The organism is Aureimonas sp. Leaf427, from assembly GCF_001425485.1.
Classification (GTDB): domain Bacteria; phylum Pseudomonadota; class Alphaproteobacteria; order Rhizobiales; family Rhizobiaceae; genus Plantimonas.
The window spans coordinates 336,895-351,458 of the sequence record NZ_LMQW01000001.1 but is presented as its reverse complement, the minus strand read 5'-3'; the positions used below and the strand labels follow the sequence as shown (position 1 = coordinate 351,458).

At 68.3% G+C, this 14,564-nt stretch carries 9 protein-coding genes; 2 read left to right on the top strand and 7 right to left on the bottom strand.

Annotation, left to right across the window (positions count from 1 at the left end; genetic code table 11):
* The first annotated feature begins 25 nt into the window (after positions 1-25).
* Both ASG62_RS01445 and ASG62_RS01440 read left to right on the top strand, forming a co-directional pair.
* Entirely contained in the window at positions 26-1,165 is a 1,140-nt protein-coding gene (locus tag ASG62_RS01445) for an endo-1,4-beta-xylanase (RefSeq protein WP_082537182.1), read from the top strand.
* A gap of 142 nt (positions 1,166-1,307) precedes the next feature.
* Positions 1,308-3,332, top strand: coding sequence for a GumC family protein (locus tag ASG62_RS01440; protein ID WP_082537183.1), 2,025 nt, complete (start codon positions 1,308-1,310; stop codon positions 3,330-3,332).
* Positions 3,333-3,410: 78 nt separating this feature from the next.
* On the opposite strand, the gene edd is transcribed toward ASG62_RS01440, so the two are convergent.
* The 7 genes from edd to ASG62_RS01405 form a co-directional block, all read right to left on the bottom strand.
* Positions 3,411-5,231, bottom strand: coding sequence for a phosphogluconate dehydratase (gene edd / locus ASG62_RS01435; RefSeq protein WP_056694500.1), 1,821 nt, complete (start codon positions 5,229-5,231; stop codon positions 3,411-3,413).
* Positions 5,232-5,383: 152 nt separating this feature from the next.
* Entirely contained in the window at positions 5,384-6,100 is a 717-nt protein-coding gene (gene pgl, locus ASG62_RS01430) for a 6-phosphogluconolactonase (RefSeq protein WP_056694502.1), read from the bottom strand.
* A gap of 55 nt (positions 6,101-6,155) precedes the next feature.
* The gene (gene zwf / locus ASG62_RS01425; RefSeq protein WP_056694504.1) at positions 6,156-7,634 is read right to left on the bottom strand and encodes a glucose-6-phosphate dehydrogenase; all 1,479 of its coding nucleotides are present in this window, start codon (positions 7,632-7,634) and stop codon (positions 6,156-6,158) included.
* A 173-nt stretch (positions 7,635-7,807) separates the two neighbouring features.
* Positions 7,808-10,420, bottom strand: coding sequence for an HWE histidine kinase domain-containing protein (locus ASG62_RS01420; protein WP_056694505.1), 2,613 nt, complete (start codon positions 10,418-10,420; stop codon positions 7,808-7,810).
* Positions 10,417-11,130 (bottom strand): biliverdin-producing heme oxygenase, encoded by a 714-nt coding sequence (locus ASG62_RS01415; protein ID WP_056694507.1) that lies wholly within the window; start codon positions 11,128-11,130, stop codon positions 10,417-10,419. The genes ASG62_RS01420 and ASG62_RS01415 overlap by 4 nt, the downstream gene beginning before the upstream one ends.
* Before the next feature lie 405 nt (positions 11,131-11,535).
* Entirely contained in the window at positions 11,536-12,852 is a 1,317-nt protein-coding gene (locus ASG62_RS01410) for an NAD(P)/FAD-dependent oxidoreductase (RefSeq protein ID WP_056694509.1), read from the bottom strand.
* Positions 12,852-14,393: a glutamine synthetase family protein gene (locus ASG62_RS01405; RefSeq protein ID WP_082537184.1), complete on the bottom strand. Its 1,542-nt coding sequence runs from the start codon at positions 14,391-14,393 to the stop codon at positions 12,852-12,854. Before ASG62_RS01405 ends, ASG62_RS01410 begins: the two co-directional genes overlap by 1 nt.
* Between the last annotated feature and the right edge of the window lie 171 nt (positions 14,394-14,564).

The window sequence follows — 14,564 nt, the reverse complement described above, 5'->3', positions numbered from 1 at the left end:
TTCCCACCCTTTAGCGAGACGACCGATGGGCATCACGACAGGACGGGACGCCCGGAGCCTTGCCGGATCGCCGGCCGTGGCCGCACCGAACGCGGAGTCTAGGCCATCCGGCTTAACGCGCCGTTCGTTCCTGGCGGCGGGGGCGGGGGCCGCCGCCGGGGCGCTCGCGAGCCGGCCCGGCCCGGCGCGGGCTTCCGGCGGCAAGGTGCTCTTCGGTGGGGCGCTGATGTCGGATCATATGGACAGCGATCCCTCTTACGTTCAGGCCTTTCTCGACCATTGCGATCTCGTCATGCCGATGAACGAGCTGAAGGCCGATCTTCTGAGGCCCGATGCCGCGACCTTCCGCTTCGGGCCGGCCGACCGGATCGTCGATCTGGCGCTTTCCAACGGTCTTTCCACGCGCGGGCATGCGCTTCTCTGGTTCGGCGCGACGCCGCCCTGGATGGAGGCGATCGACGATCCGGCGGAGCTGGAGCGCGTTCTCGTCGGGCATATCGAGACGGTGATGGACCGCTATCGCGGCCGCATGACGAGCTGGGACGTCGTCAACGAGGCCATCGCCTTCGAGCCGACGGACCGGGCCTTGCTGCGCGACACGAGCTGGCTGCGCGTCCTGGGCCCGCGGCACATCCCGATCGCCTTCAGAGCCGCCGAGCGGGCGGACCCGAAGGCCCGGCTCGTCCTCAACGACTACGATCTGGAGTTCAAGGGCCCGCGCTTCGACCTGCGCCGGGAGATCGCGCTCTCCATCGTGCGCCAGCTCCAGGATGCGAACATCCGCATCGACGGCGTCGGCATCCAGGGCCACCTCTATGCCGAACAGGAAATCGACGTCGAAGCGCTCGCCGCCTTCGGCCAAGCGCTGAAGCGGCTGGGCGTGCGCCTGCTCGTGACCGAACTCGACGTCATCGACTGGAAGATCGAGGGCGGCGCCGAGGAGCAGGACGCGGCGGCCTACAGAATCGTCGGCGATCTTCTCGACGGCGTCTTCGCGGCCGGCCCGCCCGAGGCCGTCGTCGCCTGGGGCATCACCGATCGCTACAGCTGGATTCCCGGCACCATGCCGCGCCCGGACGGCAAGCCCTGCCGCCCGCTGCCGCTCGACGCCGATCTGAAACCCAAGAGCTGGCACGGGCTGATCGAGAGGCGGTTGCAGGTGTGAAGGAAGGCTTGCCACACGCACCAGGTGTTAACCGAGCGTTAGCCATGTTCGCTTAAGGTCGGCAAAGGGCTGGAGTCGGCGCATCGTGCATCGTCGCGCCGGTGCCAAGACCGTCACTCGACTCTCGCGGGACCGCCGTCGCATGTTCACCTCCGAGATCCCAGCGTCCGCGAGCCCTGCGAGCGAGGCAAGGCCACGCGAGCGGCGTGCGGTGCCGTCGCCCTCGCCGCTCTTCGATCCGGTCTATCTGGCGGGGGCCATCTGGCGCTCGCGCGGGCTCGTGCTCCTCTTCGGACTGCTCGGGCTTCTCGGCGCCCTCGCGGTCGCCCTGACGACGCCCAAGGTCTACGAGGCGACGACACAGATCCTCATCGACCCGCGCGACATCAAGGTGGTCGCCAACGAGGTGACGCCGAACGGGCTGCCCTCCGAGGCGACGCTCGCGCTGATCGAGAGCCAGACCTCCGTCATCCTGTCCAACAACGTCCTGTCGCGCGTCGCGGCCAAGGCGGGGCTCGAAAGCGATCCCGAGTTCAACGGCCAGCTGAAGACGGGCATCGCTTCGCTCCTGCCGTCGGTCTTCACCTCCATCCTGTCGAACCCCGATGCCGCCCTGCGCGAACGCGAGCTGCGGGTGATCGACCGCCTGCGCCATGCGCTGACGGTCGCGCGGGAGACCAAGAGCTTCGTCATCAATCTCACGGTCGCCAGCATCGATCCGCAGAAGGCGGCGGAGATCGCCAACATCACCGCCGAAGTCTTCATCGCCGAGCAGGGCCGCGTCCAGTCCGACACGGCGCGCCGGGCGACCGATTCTCTCTCCTCGCGCCTGTCGGAGCTGCGCCGCAGCGTCGTCGAGGCGGAGGGGCGCGTGGAGGACTACAAGAGCCGCAACGCGCTGATCGGCGTCGGCGGGCGACTGGTCGACGACGACTACATCGTGCGCATCAACGACCAGCTCGCCAAGGCGCGGGGCGACATCACCGGCCTTCGCGTGCGCGCCGACTCCATGCGCCGGGCGAGCGTCGAGGACGTGGTGCGCGGCACGCTGCCGGAAGAGCTGGCCTCGGCCGCGCTGGTGCGGCTGCGCCAGAGCTATTCGGATCTCGCCCAGCAGGCCGCGATCCTGGCGACCAAGCTCGGGCCGCGCCATCCCCAGCGCATCGCGACCGAGGGCGCGCTCGGCGCCGCGCGTCAGGCGATCGCCGGCGAGCTCGGCCGCATCGTCGCGGCCGCCCAGACGGAGCTTGCCCGCGCCACGGAGACCGAGCGCAACCTGACCGCCCAGATCGAGGAGCTGAAGGCCAAGCAGGTGGAAACGTCCGGCTCCTTCGTGAAGCTTCGCGAGCTGGAGCGCGAGGTCGATGCCTCGCGCGCCGTCTACGAGGCGTTTCTGCTGCGGGCCCGCGAGACGAGCGAGCAGGAGAGCCTCAACACCGCCAATGTCCGCGTGATCTCCGATGCGACCACGCCGTTCGAGGCGTCCGGCATGTCGAAGAAGATCGTCCTCCTCGCCGGTCTCGTCATGGGCCTCGCGGCCGGGATCGCGCTCGCCACCGTGCTCGCCGTCCTGAAGGTTCTGACGGGCGCCGCGACGGCCGCTCCGCGCCGGGATCTTGCCGCCGCAGCGCCGGCCCCGTCGGGGCCTCTTGAGACGCCCGAGACCGCGCCGAGCGCGCCCGACCGTCGCCTGGAGCCGGCGGTGATGGAGGGCGTCTCCGAGCTCGACCGCGCCTCTCGCTTGCCCCGAATTGTTGCGGAGCCCGACGTCGCGAGCCCGCCGAACGAGGTGGCGGTCCCGGTCGAGGTGGAGGCCCGAGCGATCGAGGCCAGCGTGCGCGAGCCGGCGGAGCCCGCGTCGAGCCCGGCGCCGCTCGGCTCCGAGGCCGCCCGCGAAGGCCAGCTGCTTCGCCGCGCGCCCGCCGAGATCTTCGAGGAACCGGCGCCGGCGCCCGCTCGGGCCGTCCCGCCGGTCGAAAGCGGGGAAGCCGAGGACCGGGCCAAGCTCCGCGAGCGCGTGCGGGCGCTGTCGCAGATGGGAGCGGGTTCCGCGCCCGCCCGTGCGCCCAAAGCGGAAGCGGCGGAGCTGGCGCACGACATCGCCTCGATCCGCGAGACCATCGCCGAAATCCGCCGGCGCAAGGCGACGAGCGGCCGCCTCGGATAAGCGACGGCGGCGATCTTCCGGAAACGAAAAGGCCCGGGCGCTGTCGCCCGGGCCTTTTTCTTTCGAGACGTATGTCGATCAGTTGAAGAAGACGCTGGCGCCCTGGTCGGCCGGGCCGACGGCGGCGCGGAAGGTGGCGAAGAGTTCGCGGCCGAGGCCGAACTCGTTGGCCGAAAGGTCGGCCTCGACATTCGGGCGGCCCGCCAGCTCGGCCTCGCCGACGAGGATTTCCAGCGTGCCCTTCTCGGCGTCGAGGCGGATCATGTCGCCCTCGCGGATGCGCCCGATGATGCCGCCGGCCTTGGCCTCGGGCGTGACGTGGATCGCCGCCGGCACCTTGCCGGAGGCGCCCGACATGCGCCCGTCCGTGACGAGGGCGACCTTCTGACCGCGATCGAGAAGCACGCCGAGAAGCGGCGTCAGCTTGTGCAGCTCCGGCATGCCGTTGGACTGCGGTCCCTGGAAGCGCACGACGGCGACGAAATCGCCGGTGAGCTGGCCGGCGTCGAAGGCCTTCTTCAGCTCGTCCTGGTCGTGGAAGACCTTGGCAGGCGCCTCGACGACGCGGCGCTCGGGCTTGACGGCGGAGACCTTGATGACCGCCTTGCCCATGTTTCCGGTCAGCATCTTCAGCCCGCCATTGGTCGAGAAGGGCTTGTCGGCCGTCGTCAGAACCTTCGGGTCGCCGCTTTCTACCGGCGCCGCCGTGCGCACGACCGAGCCGTCCGTGCCGAGCTTGGCCTCGACGGCATAGGCCCTGAGGCCCTGGCCCCAGGCGGTGCGCACGTCGTCGTGCAGCAGGCCGTGGTCGAGAAGCTCGCGGATGAGGAAGCCCATGCCGCCGGCGGCATGGAAGTGGTTCACGTCGGCGAGCCCGTTCGGATAGACGCGGGCGAGCAGGGGGGTGGCGTCCGAGAGGTCGGAAATGTCGTTCCAGGTGAGCTGGATGCCGGCCGCGCGCGCGATGGCGACGAGGTGCATCGTGTGGTTGGTCGAGCCGCCCGTCGCGTGGAGGCCGACGACGCCGTTGACGACCGCCCGCTCGTCCACGACGAGGCCCGCCGGCGTGTATTCGTTGCCCATCGCAGTGATGGCGAGGGCGCGGTGCGTCGCCTCCTTGGTGAGCGCGTCGCGCAGCGGCGTGTTGGGATTGACGAAGGAGGAGGCCGGCGTGTGCAGGCCCATGATCTCCATCAGCATCTGGTTGGAATTGGCGGTGCCGTAGAAGGTGCAGGTGCCCGGCCCGTGATAGGATTTGGACTCCGCCTCCAGCAGCGCGTCGCGGCCGACCTTGCCTTCCGCGTAGAGCTGGCGCACGCGGCTCTTCTCGTCGTTCGGCAGGCCCGAGGTCATCGGGCCGGCGGGAATGAAGATCGCGGGCAGATGGCCGAAGGTGAGGGCGGCGATGGCGAGGCCCGGGACGATCTTGTCGCAGACGCCGAGATAGACGACCGCATCGAACATGTCGTGGCTGAGGCCGACGCCGGCGGACATGGCGATGATGTCGCGCGAGAAGAGCGACAGCTCCATGCCCGTCTGACCCTGCGTGACGCCGTCGCACATGGCGGGCACGCCGCCGGCGACCTGCGCCGTCGCGCCGGCCTCGCGCGCGGTCTGGCGGATGATCTCGGGGTAGGTCTCGAAGGGCTGATGGGCCGAGAGCATGTCGTTGTAGGAGGTGACGATGCCGAGATTGGCGACCCGGTTCTCCGTCAGCCGCTCCTTGTCCGTCGGGCCGCAGGCGGCGAAGCCGTGGGCGAGGTTGCCGCAGGTGAGATGCGAGCGCACCGGCTTTTCCGCGCCCTTGGCGCGAATGCGCGAGAGGTAGGTCTCGCGCGTCTTGGCGGAGCGCTCGCGGATGCGGTCGGTGATCTCTTCGATGCGGCGGTCGGCGGTCATGTCAGCTCATGCCTCTCGAAAGCGGGGCCGGTTCGGCCGGGGCGCGTGTCGGCGAAGGTTCGATATTGCAGCGCGATCATAGCGAAGAACAAACGCTAAATCGATTGAAATTCAGAGCGGTTCCAAGCTGGGCGGAGCCCGTCCGGCATCGCTCAGGCCGGTGCGCCGGCCGGCGTCCAGAAGACCTGCAGCGGCTCCTCGCGGGGCGCGCGCAGCACGGAGCGGACGGGCAGATCCTCGACGGGACCGTCGCCCTTGGCCGTCTCCAGAACGGCGAGCTTCTCGTCGCCCTCGATGTGGAGGGCGAGGAAATGCGCGTCCACCAGCCGGGCGAGCGTCAGGCTGATGCGCGGCTCGCCGGCGCCCTCGGCGCGGAGCACCGCGAGCGGGCTGTGATTAGCCGGGTCGATCGCCTCGGCCAGCTTGTCCGCGCCGGGAAAGAAGGAGGCCGTGTGCCCGTCGGCGCCCATGCCGAGGATGACGGCGTCGAACGGATGGTGCAGGCCGCCGATGCGGGCGGTGAGATCGGAAAGGGATTCCTCGGGCGTCTCGGTCTCGGCATAGAGCGGCTCGAAACGCGCGGCCGCGGCGGGGCCTTTCAGGAAATGGCGGGCGAGGAAGCCCGCATTGGAGCGCGCGTGGTCTGCGGGCACCCAGCGCTCGTCGACCAGCGTGACCGTGACGGCGCTCCAGTCGATCTCGGCGCGGCCGAGCGTTTCCAGGAAGAGCTTCGGGGTGGAGCCGCCGGAGACGGCGAGCGTCGCCGCGCCCGTCGTCGCGATGCCGCCGACCAGAACCGCCGCGACGCCGGCCGCCAGCGCCTCGGCCAGCGCCTCGCGCGACTCGTATCTGTGAAACACGCTGTTCATGCCGGTCTCCCTGCCCGTTCGCTCGCTTGCGCGGCTTGTGTCGTTGGGAGCCCGGTCAGTCCGGCTCGTGCCAGGTGCGCCCGTCGCGCTCGATGAGGGCGATGGAGGAGGAGGGGCCCCAGGTGCCGGCCGTGTAGCTCTGTGCAGGCATCGCCTTCTCGTCCCAGGCCTTCAGGATCGGATCGACCCATTCCCAGGCCGCCTCGACCTCGTCGCGGCGCATGAAGAGCGTCTGGTTGCCGCGGATCACGTCCATCAGCAGGCGCTCGTAGGCGTCGGGGTTCCGCGTGTTGAAGGATTCGGCGAAGGTCATGTCGAGCGGGATGTGGCGAAGGCGCATGCCGCCGGGGCCGGGGTCCTTGATCATCAGCCACTGGCGCACGCCCTCGTCCGGCTGGAGGCGCAGGACGAGCTGGTTCTGCACGACGTTTCCGGCGGAGCGCTCGAAGATCGAATGCGGGATCGAGCGGAACGTCACCACGATCTCGGACATGCGCTGCGAGAGGCGCTTGCCCGTGCGCAGGTAGAAGGGCACGCCCGCCCAGCGCCAGTTGCCGATCTCGGCCTTGATGGCGACGAAGGTCTCGGTCTGGCTGTCGGCATCGCCGAGATCGTCGAGATAGCCCTTCACGGCCGAGCCGTTGGAGGCGCCGGCCTTGTACTGGCCGCGCACCGTGCGGCTCTCGACATTGCCGGCGTCGATCGGCCGGAGCGCGCGCAGCACTTTCAGCTTCTCGTCGCGCAGGGCGTCGGCGTTCATCGCCGCCGGCGGCTCCAGCGCCACGAGGCAGAGAAGCTGCAGGATGTGGTTCTGCACCATGTCGCGCAGCGCGCCGGCCTTGTCGTAATAGCTGACGCGGCCCTCGAGCCCGACGCTCTCGGCGACCGTGATCTGGACGTGGTCGATGTGGCTGGAGTTCCACAGCGGCTCGTAGAGCATGTTGGCGAAGCGCAGCGCCATGAGGTTCTGCACCGTCTCCTTGCCGAGATAGTGATCGATGCGGAACACTTGGTCTTCGCGGAAGTGGCGGCCGATCATGACGTTCAGCTCGCGCGCGGAGGCTAGATCCCGGCCGACCGGCTTCTCCACCACGAGGCGGGTCTTCTCGGTGATGAGGCCGTTTTCCGCGATCTTCGAGGCGAAGTCGCCGAAGAGGGCGGGGCCGACGGCCAGATAGAAGGCGCGGACGCGATCCCCGCCGCCCTCTTCCAGAAGGCTCTTCAGCTGGTCCCAGCCATTGTTGGAGCGCGCGTCGACCTGCCGGTAGTAGAGGCGCTGGACGAAGCGCTCGACCGAGTCCTCGTGCCGGTCGGCGGCGGCGACGTGCTCTTCGATCGCGGCCCTGGCGAAGGCGCGGAAATCGTCGTCCGACAAAGCCGTGCGGGAGGCGCCGATAATGCGCGATTCCGCGGGGATCTGGCCGTCGTCGTCGCGGTGGTAGAGGGCGGGAAGGAGCTTGCGCTCGGCCAAATCGCCGTTTCCGCCGAAGACGACATAGTCGAACGGTTCGACGGGAATGATCTGGCTCGACATCGAATCCTTTCCGGGCGGGGCGAAATCCCCGCGCATCTCGGGCGCCGGCTGCGCGGGACGTCCGCGCGCTCGATGGCCGTGCCTTGGGAGTAATCCAAGCCTTCGCGCTTTTCCAGTCTCTTGCAGCGCGGCAAACGCGATTCAGAGACGATCAATCGCTGTTTTTGGCAGATTCAATCGTTTGAAGTGGTCGGAACGGCCCGTTCCGAGCGCGCAGCGGTGCCCAGAGCGTCGATCAGCTGGTCGCTGGCGAAGGGCTTCTTGATGGCGCGGGCGCCATTGGCTTCCACGGGAAGGTCCACGTTCTCGCCATAGCCCGTCACGAAGACGAAGGGCACGTTCCTCGCCTTCAGGTCGCCGACCAGCGGGAAGCTCGTCTCGTTGCCGAGATTGACGTCGAGCAGCGCGACGTCGAGCGTCTCGCGCACGATGATCTTGCGCGCCTCGGCCACGCTCGCGGCCACGAAGACCTGCGTCATCCCATTGTCGAGCATGAGCTGCTCGGCATCCATGGAGATGATCATGTTGTCTTCGACGATGAGCCCGGTCATCCCGCTGAGCGAGGACGGGTTTGCGACGGATGCCATGCGGGCGGTTTCCTTGGACGCCGCCGCGAGGCGCGCCATTTCGGGTGCAACCGGGTGGAAGACGCCGGCGGGCAGGGTGAAATCCGCTTCCAGGCCGGGAAGGCGGTAGCGAAGCTGCGCCGATCCCTGCAGGTCGTGGGGAATGGCGCGCTCGATGATCGTGGAGCCGAAGCCGCGCCGCGTCGGTGCCGTCACGGCCGGACCGCCGCTCTCGCGCCATTCGATCCTGCAGCCGCCATCGTCCTCGATGCGCCACTGCACCGAGATCGAGCCATGCGAATCGGACAGAGCGCCATATTTGGCCGAGTTCGTGACCATTTCATGGAAGACGAGCGCGAGCGTGGAAAAGGCCCGCGCCTCGACATGGATGTCGGGACCGGACAGATGCACGCGGCTCGCCTTGGCGCCGATATAGGCCGAAACCTCCGTCGAGACGATCTCGGCGAGCGAGATGGCGGAGGCGTTGTCGGAGGTGATCTGGTCGTGCGCGCGCGCCAGCGCCTGGATGCGCCCGCCGATGATGGCGGCGAAATCGTCGATCGATTTCGCGCCCGGCCGGCTCTGCGAGACCAGCGCGCGCATGAGGCCGAGAATGTTGCGCACGCGGTGGTTCAGCTCCGCGATCAGAAGCTCCTGGCGCTCGCTCGCCAGCTGCTTCTGCCGCTCGCTCTCCTCGTTGTAGCGGATGAGGACTTCCAGGATCGAGACGCGAAGCGCATCGGCCGCCTTCAGTTCGGAGGGCGTCCAGGGAATGCTCTTGCCGCGCACGGTCTCGCGCCAGGCCTCGAAGCTCTTGCGCGGCGTCAGGCGCGGGCCGTTCGGGCCGGTCGTCACGGGCTTGGAGCGGGGATCGCCCGCCCAGTCGACGGTGCGCACGACCTCGCCCCGGCAGAAGATCACGTAGTCGCGCGGCGAGCGGGAGATCGGGATGGCGAGGATGCCGGCCGCCCGGTCCGCGAAATCCTGCGCGGGCGGATAGAGAAAGCCCAGCTCGTCGGTTCCGTAGATGCGGCTGGCGGCGGCGCGGTTGAGGAAGCGGGCAAGGCCCGGCATCTCGTCCTCGGTCGGCGTGCGGCCGAAGCGCCGCGCCTCTCCCTTCGCCCAGACCATCAGCCCGTCGCAGGGAATGATCTCGCGCAGCTCGTCCGCATAGTCGCCGAGCGCCTCGACGCTGCCGGTCGCCGCGACGATCTTGCTGAGGAAGCGGTCGTGCACCTCGCGGGTCGTCTCCTCCATCTGGCGCCGCTCGGAATAGAGCCGTGCCTCGATCATGAAGGAGACCATCTGCCCGAAGAGTTCGAGCGCGGAGCGCATCTCCATCGAGAGGTGGCGGGGCGCGTAGTGATGGAAGGCGAAGAGGCCCCAGAGCTTGCCGCCGATCACGATCGAAATCGAGAACGAGGCGGCGACGCCCATGTTCTGCAGATATTCGATGTGGATCGGCGAGACCGAGCGCAGCAGCGAGAGCGAGAGATCGAGGGGCTTGCCCAAGGGGTCCAGCGGCGGCTCGATCGGCACCGTGACCGCGCCGACATCGGAGATGATGCGGATCTGGTTGCGGATGTAGAGCTGGCGGGCCTGGGCCGGAATGTCGGTCGCGGGATAGTTCAGGCCGAGAAAGGTCTCCAGGCCGCTGCGCACCGATTCCGCCACGACCTCGCCGGAACCGGATTCGGCGAAGCGGTAGAGCATGACGCGGTCGAACCCGGTGACGCCGCGCAGCTGGCGCACGGCGTTCTTGTGCAGATCGGTCAGCGTCGCCGCCTTCTGGATGCGGGCGATCATGCTCTTGACCATGGCGCTCGGATTGATCGCCATGGTCGTCTCGGCGGGCTCCGCTTCGATCAGGATCGTCGAGCCCGAGACATGGACCGCGACGTCGAAGGGCCGCTCGTCGCCGAGGAGATCGCAGCCGAAGAGACGCTCCGTGCCCTCGCCCGCCGCCAGCATCTGGAGGCGCCCGCGGATCGAGTGGATCGCGTTTTCCGGCAGGACGTTCAGGAGGTTCTCGCCGGGCAGCGTCTCGGGATCGCAGGCGAGGAACTCGCCGATATTGGCCGAGACATGCTGGATCAGCCAGTCCATCGAGACCGCGATCAGGAAGCCGAAGGGCTGTATGTGGCCGAGAAGATGGATCGGCTCGCGGTCGCAATTGGAGAGATCGACCGGCCCGTCGAAGCCTGGAACACCGCCGCTCAAGCGCGTTCTCCCGCGCGCGACAGACGCTCCGCGTCTGCGCTGGACAGACGCTCCGCGTCTGCGCTGGACAGGCGCTCCGCATCTGCGCGGGACAGGCGCTCCACGTCGAGGAAGTACCGGAAGGTCGCATCCGCGGCCGCGACGGCACGGTCGACGTTGCGCTCGCCCTCGTCCCCGCTACCCAGCGAAGCGGTTGCCTCGATCAGAAAGCCTCGCAGGGCATGGGGCTCGTCGGGGCCTTCGAGATAGGCGAAGGCGGCCTTCGACCAGGCTTCGCCGAGATCCCGGCCGCGCAGGCGCGACAGGATGAAGCCGGCGCCGAGCCGCGAGCCTTCGAGAACGTAGACGATGCCGACCGTCTCGGCCGCATTCGGCGCGGAAAGCGGGAAGGCAGGTGCTTCGAGCGGGCGAAGGCCCATGGCGTCGAGATCGGCGGCGAGCGACGGCGAACGACTCTTCACGCGGAAACCCGGCGCCACGTCGGGCAGCGGGCTTCTCTCGAGGATCGGCTCGATCGCGCGGTGGCAGGCCTCGTTGACGAGGAGAAAGCGGGCGTAAGTGTCCGGTCCGGCAGCGTCGGCCATCCCGTCGAACGTCGCGTCGAGCGCTTCATGGCTCTCGCGACTTTCGGCGCGAAGGCGGCGGCGGAGCGATCGGGCGTCCGCCTGCGGGTCCGGCGGCGCCATCACGGGCAGGTCGTTCGTCAGCAAAGGAAGTACCGAATCCATCATCCCGGAGCCATAGAGGCTGTTATGAACCTTGGACAGGTGTTGTGTCGTGTCAGCGACGATCAGACCGGTAGGAGGTAGATCAGGCAAGACTATCCGTCTTCTCTGATCTACCGACACCCCGGATGGCGTCTCTCACACGACCCGAAGGGCCGCTCGTGTTGGGCCGCGGATGTGTGTCACCCTCTTTGCCGGTAGCCCCGCTACCGGCGGCATCGGGCTCCTACCCCGCGACCCAACACGAGCGGAACATCACCTGTCCAAGATTCATAACAGCCTCTATGCTCATAGGTGGAACCTAGACGCTCCGAAGCAAGTCTCGCCGACCGCCACCATGGAGGATCGATCCGTTCCCAGCTTCCGAAACCGCGGCGGCGCGCCGGCGTTTCAGAAGCGGTCCCTGAGGGCGTACCACGTCATGGCGAGGACCAGAAGCGGTGTTCGAAGGGCGCGTCCGCCGGGAAACGGCGTGATTTCGAGGTCTTCCAGAAGGGCCAGCCGGTCGCGGTTTCCCGACAGGCGCTCGGCGAAGAGACGGCCGGCGAAGTTCGCCATCATGACGCCATGGCCGGAAAAGCCGCCGATCGCCGTGATGCCGGGCTCGACCTGGCGCACATAGGGAAGCCGCTCCATGGTGATGCCGACCGAGCCGCCCCAGGCATGGCTGATCGGCACGTCCTTCAGATGCGGATAGACCTCCGCGATCTGCCGGCGGATATGCGCCGAGATGTCGCCGGTCTCGGACGTATAGGCCTCGCGCCCGCCGAAGAGCAGGCGCCCGTCCGCGCTCTTGCGGAAGTAGCGCACGGAAAAGCGCGAATCGTCGACGGACTCGCCGCCCGGGATGACGCGTTCTGGTTCGGCCAGCGGCTCCGTCGCCCCGATGAAGGAGCGGATCGGCATGATGTGGCGCGCCGCCGCCTCGCTGAGATCGCCGCCATGGGCGTTGGTCGCGACGAGCGCGCGGCTTGCGCGGATGCGGCCCGTCCGGGTGGTCGCGAGCACGCTTCCCGTTCCCGTCAGCGACAGGATGGGCGTCTCCTCGAAGAGCTTCGCCCCGGCGGCCGCGGCCACTTTCGCCGTGCCGACGAGGAGCTTCAACGGGTGGATGTGCCCCGTCCCCTGGTCGTCCATTCCGCCGAAATAGCGCTTTGAGCCGGTGCGCGCGGCGGTCTCCTCCGGTCCCATGAAGCGGGCATGGGGATAGTCGTAGTTGGCGGACAGGTCTTCCGCCTGCGCCTCGTAATCGGCGACGTAGCGCTGCTTGTGGGCGACCGAGAGCTGGCCCCGGCGGAAATCGACCTCGATGCCATGGGCCGCGGTGAAGTCGAGAAGATGGGCCTTGGCATCCTCGGCGAGGTCGAACAGCGCCTTGGCGCGCTCGGCGCCGTAGCGCTCCGCCAGTTCGGAGGACCAGAGGCGCTGTCCCGTGCCGAGCTGGCCGCCGTTGCGGCCCGACGCTCCGTCGCCGAAGCGGGCGGCTTCCACCACGGCGACGTCGATGCCAGCGCTCGCCAGATGGGCCGCGGCCGAAAGGCCCGTGAACCCGCCGCCGACGACCAGCACGTCCGTATCGAGATCGCCCTCGAGTTTGGGATAGCGCGGGCGCTCGGGAACCGAATCCTCGTACCAGGACCGGCCGGGCGAGATCGGAGACTGGTAGGGCGGATCGCCGGCCGGGCCGGAGGAGGGGGGCGTTCCCATCAGACGTTCAGGAGCAGGAACTCGCGCTCCCAGGGGCTGATCACCTGCATGAAGGTCTCGAACTCGCCGCGCTTGATGCCGGCATAGGTGCCGACGAACTCGCGCGAGAAGACCTCGTGGAACGCCTTTTCCGCCTCGAAGACGGCGACGGCTTCCAGAAGCCCGCGCGGCAGCGAGATGACGCCGTCCTCGTTGACCGTGCGGTCGGTCGGTTCGTCCGGCTGGAGGCCGCCGACCATGCCGAGATAGCCGCAGGCCAGCGAGGCGGCGAGCGCCAGGTAGGGATTGGCGTCGGAGGAGGGCAGCCGGTTCTCGACGCGCCGGCCGGAGGCGTCCGAGGTCGGCACGCGGAAGGCCGTCGTGCGGTTGTCGTAGCCCCAGGCGTTGTTGGTGGGCGCGGACATGCCGTAGGTCAGGCGGCGATAGGAATTGACGTAAGGCGCCATCATCACGAGCGCCGCCGGCACGTAGCGCTGCATGCCGCCGATGAAGTGGTAGAAAAGCTGCGAGGGCGAGCCGTCCTCCTCCGAGAAGACGTTGGCGCCCGTCCGCTTGTCGATCACCGACTGGTGGATGTGCATGGCCGAGCCCGGCTGGCCCTGGATGGGCTTGGCCATGAAGGTCGCGTAGATGTCGTGCTTCATGGCCGCTTCGCGGATGGTCCGCTTGAACATGAAGACCTGATCGGCAAGCTCGATCGGGCTGCCGTGCCGCAGGTTGATCTCCAGCTGCGCCGCGCCGTCCTCGTGGATCAGCGTGTCGATCTCGAGCCCCTGGGCTTCCGAGAAATGGTAGATGTCGTCGATCAGCTCGTCGAACTCGTTGACGCCGCCGATCGAATAGGCCTGCCCGCTCTGGATCATCCGGCCCGAACGGCCGATCGGGGGCGTCAGCGGATAGTCGGGATCGACGTTCTTGGAGACGAGGTAGAACTCGATCTCGGGCGCGACGATCGGCTCCCAGCCCTGGTTCTCGTAGAGGGCGAGCACGCGCTTCAGGACGTTGCGCGGCGTATAGCCGACGGCGGCCCCGCCTGTGTCGACGAGATCGCAGATGATCTGCGCGGTCGGATCGCTCTCCCAGGGGACGGTCGAGAGCGTGGAGAGATCGGGCACGAGCTTCAGGTCGCCGTCGTTCGGCGAATAGCGGAACTCGCCGGTCTCCTCGGGATATTCGCCCGAGATCGTGTGCATGAAGAGGGCCGAGGGCAAAGCGAGCGAGGTGTTGCCCGTGAACTTCTTGGCCGGCATCATCTTGCCGCGCGCCACGCCCGCCAGATCGGGCGTGATGCACTCGATATCCTCGATGCCCCGGGCGCGCAGCCACTCGGACGCCTCCGCCATGGAGCGCACGCCGCGCTTGGATTCCACGAACTCGCGGGTCTCGTCGGGCTGGAGGATGACGGGCGCCGCATCGCGCGGGCTCGCGGCCGGCTTCACCGCCGTCGCCTCCGGCACGGCTCCCCCCGCGGACAAGCGCTTGCGGTCGATCCTATCCGGCGTCGTGGGCCGCGAGGATTTCGATTTGGTCGTGTCCGACATGAATTCTTTCGGGGGCTGAATCGAGCCCGAAGCATAGCCGGGGCGCGAACCGGGGGAAAGGTGCCGACGGCGGAAGTGGCGCGTACCCGACGACCCCTCTATCGACGGAATCGATGATTCCGGCGTTTGTCTCACCGGCCCCCGTTGCCATATCCTATCTCGGCTAGCACA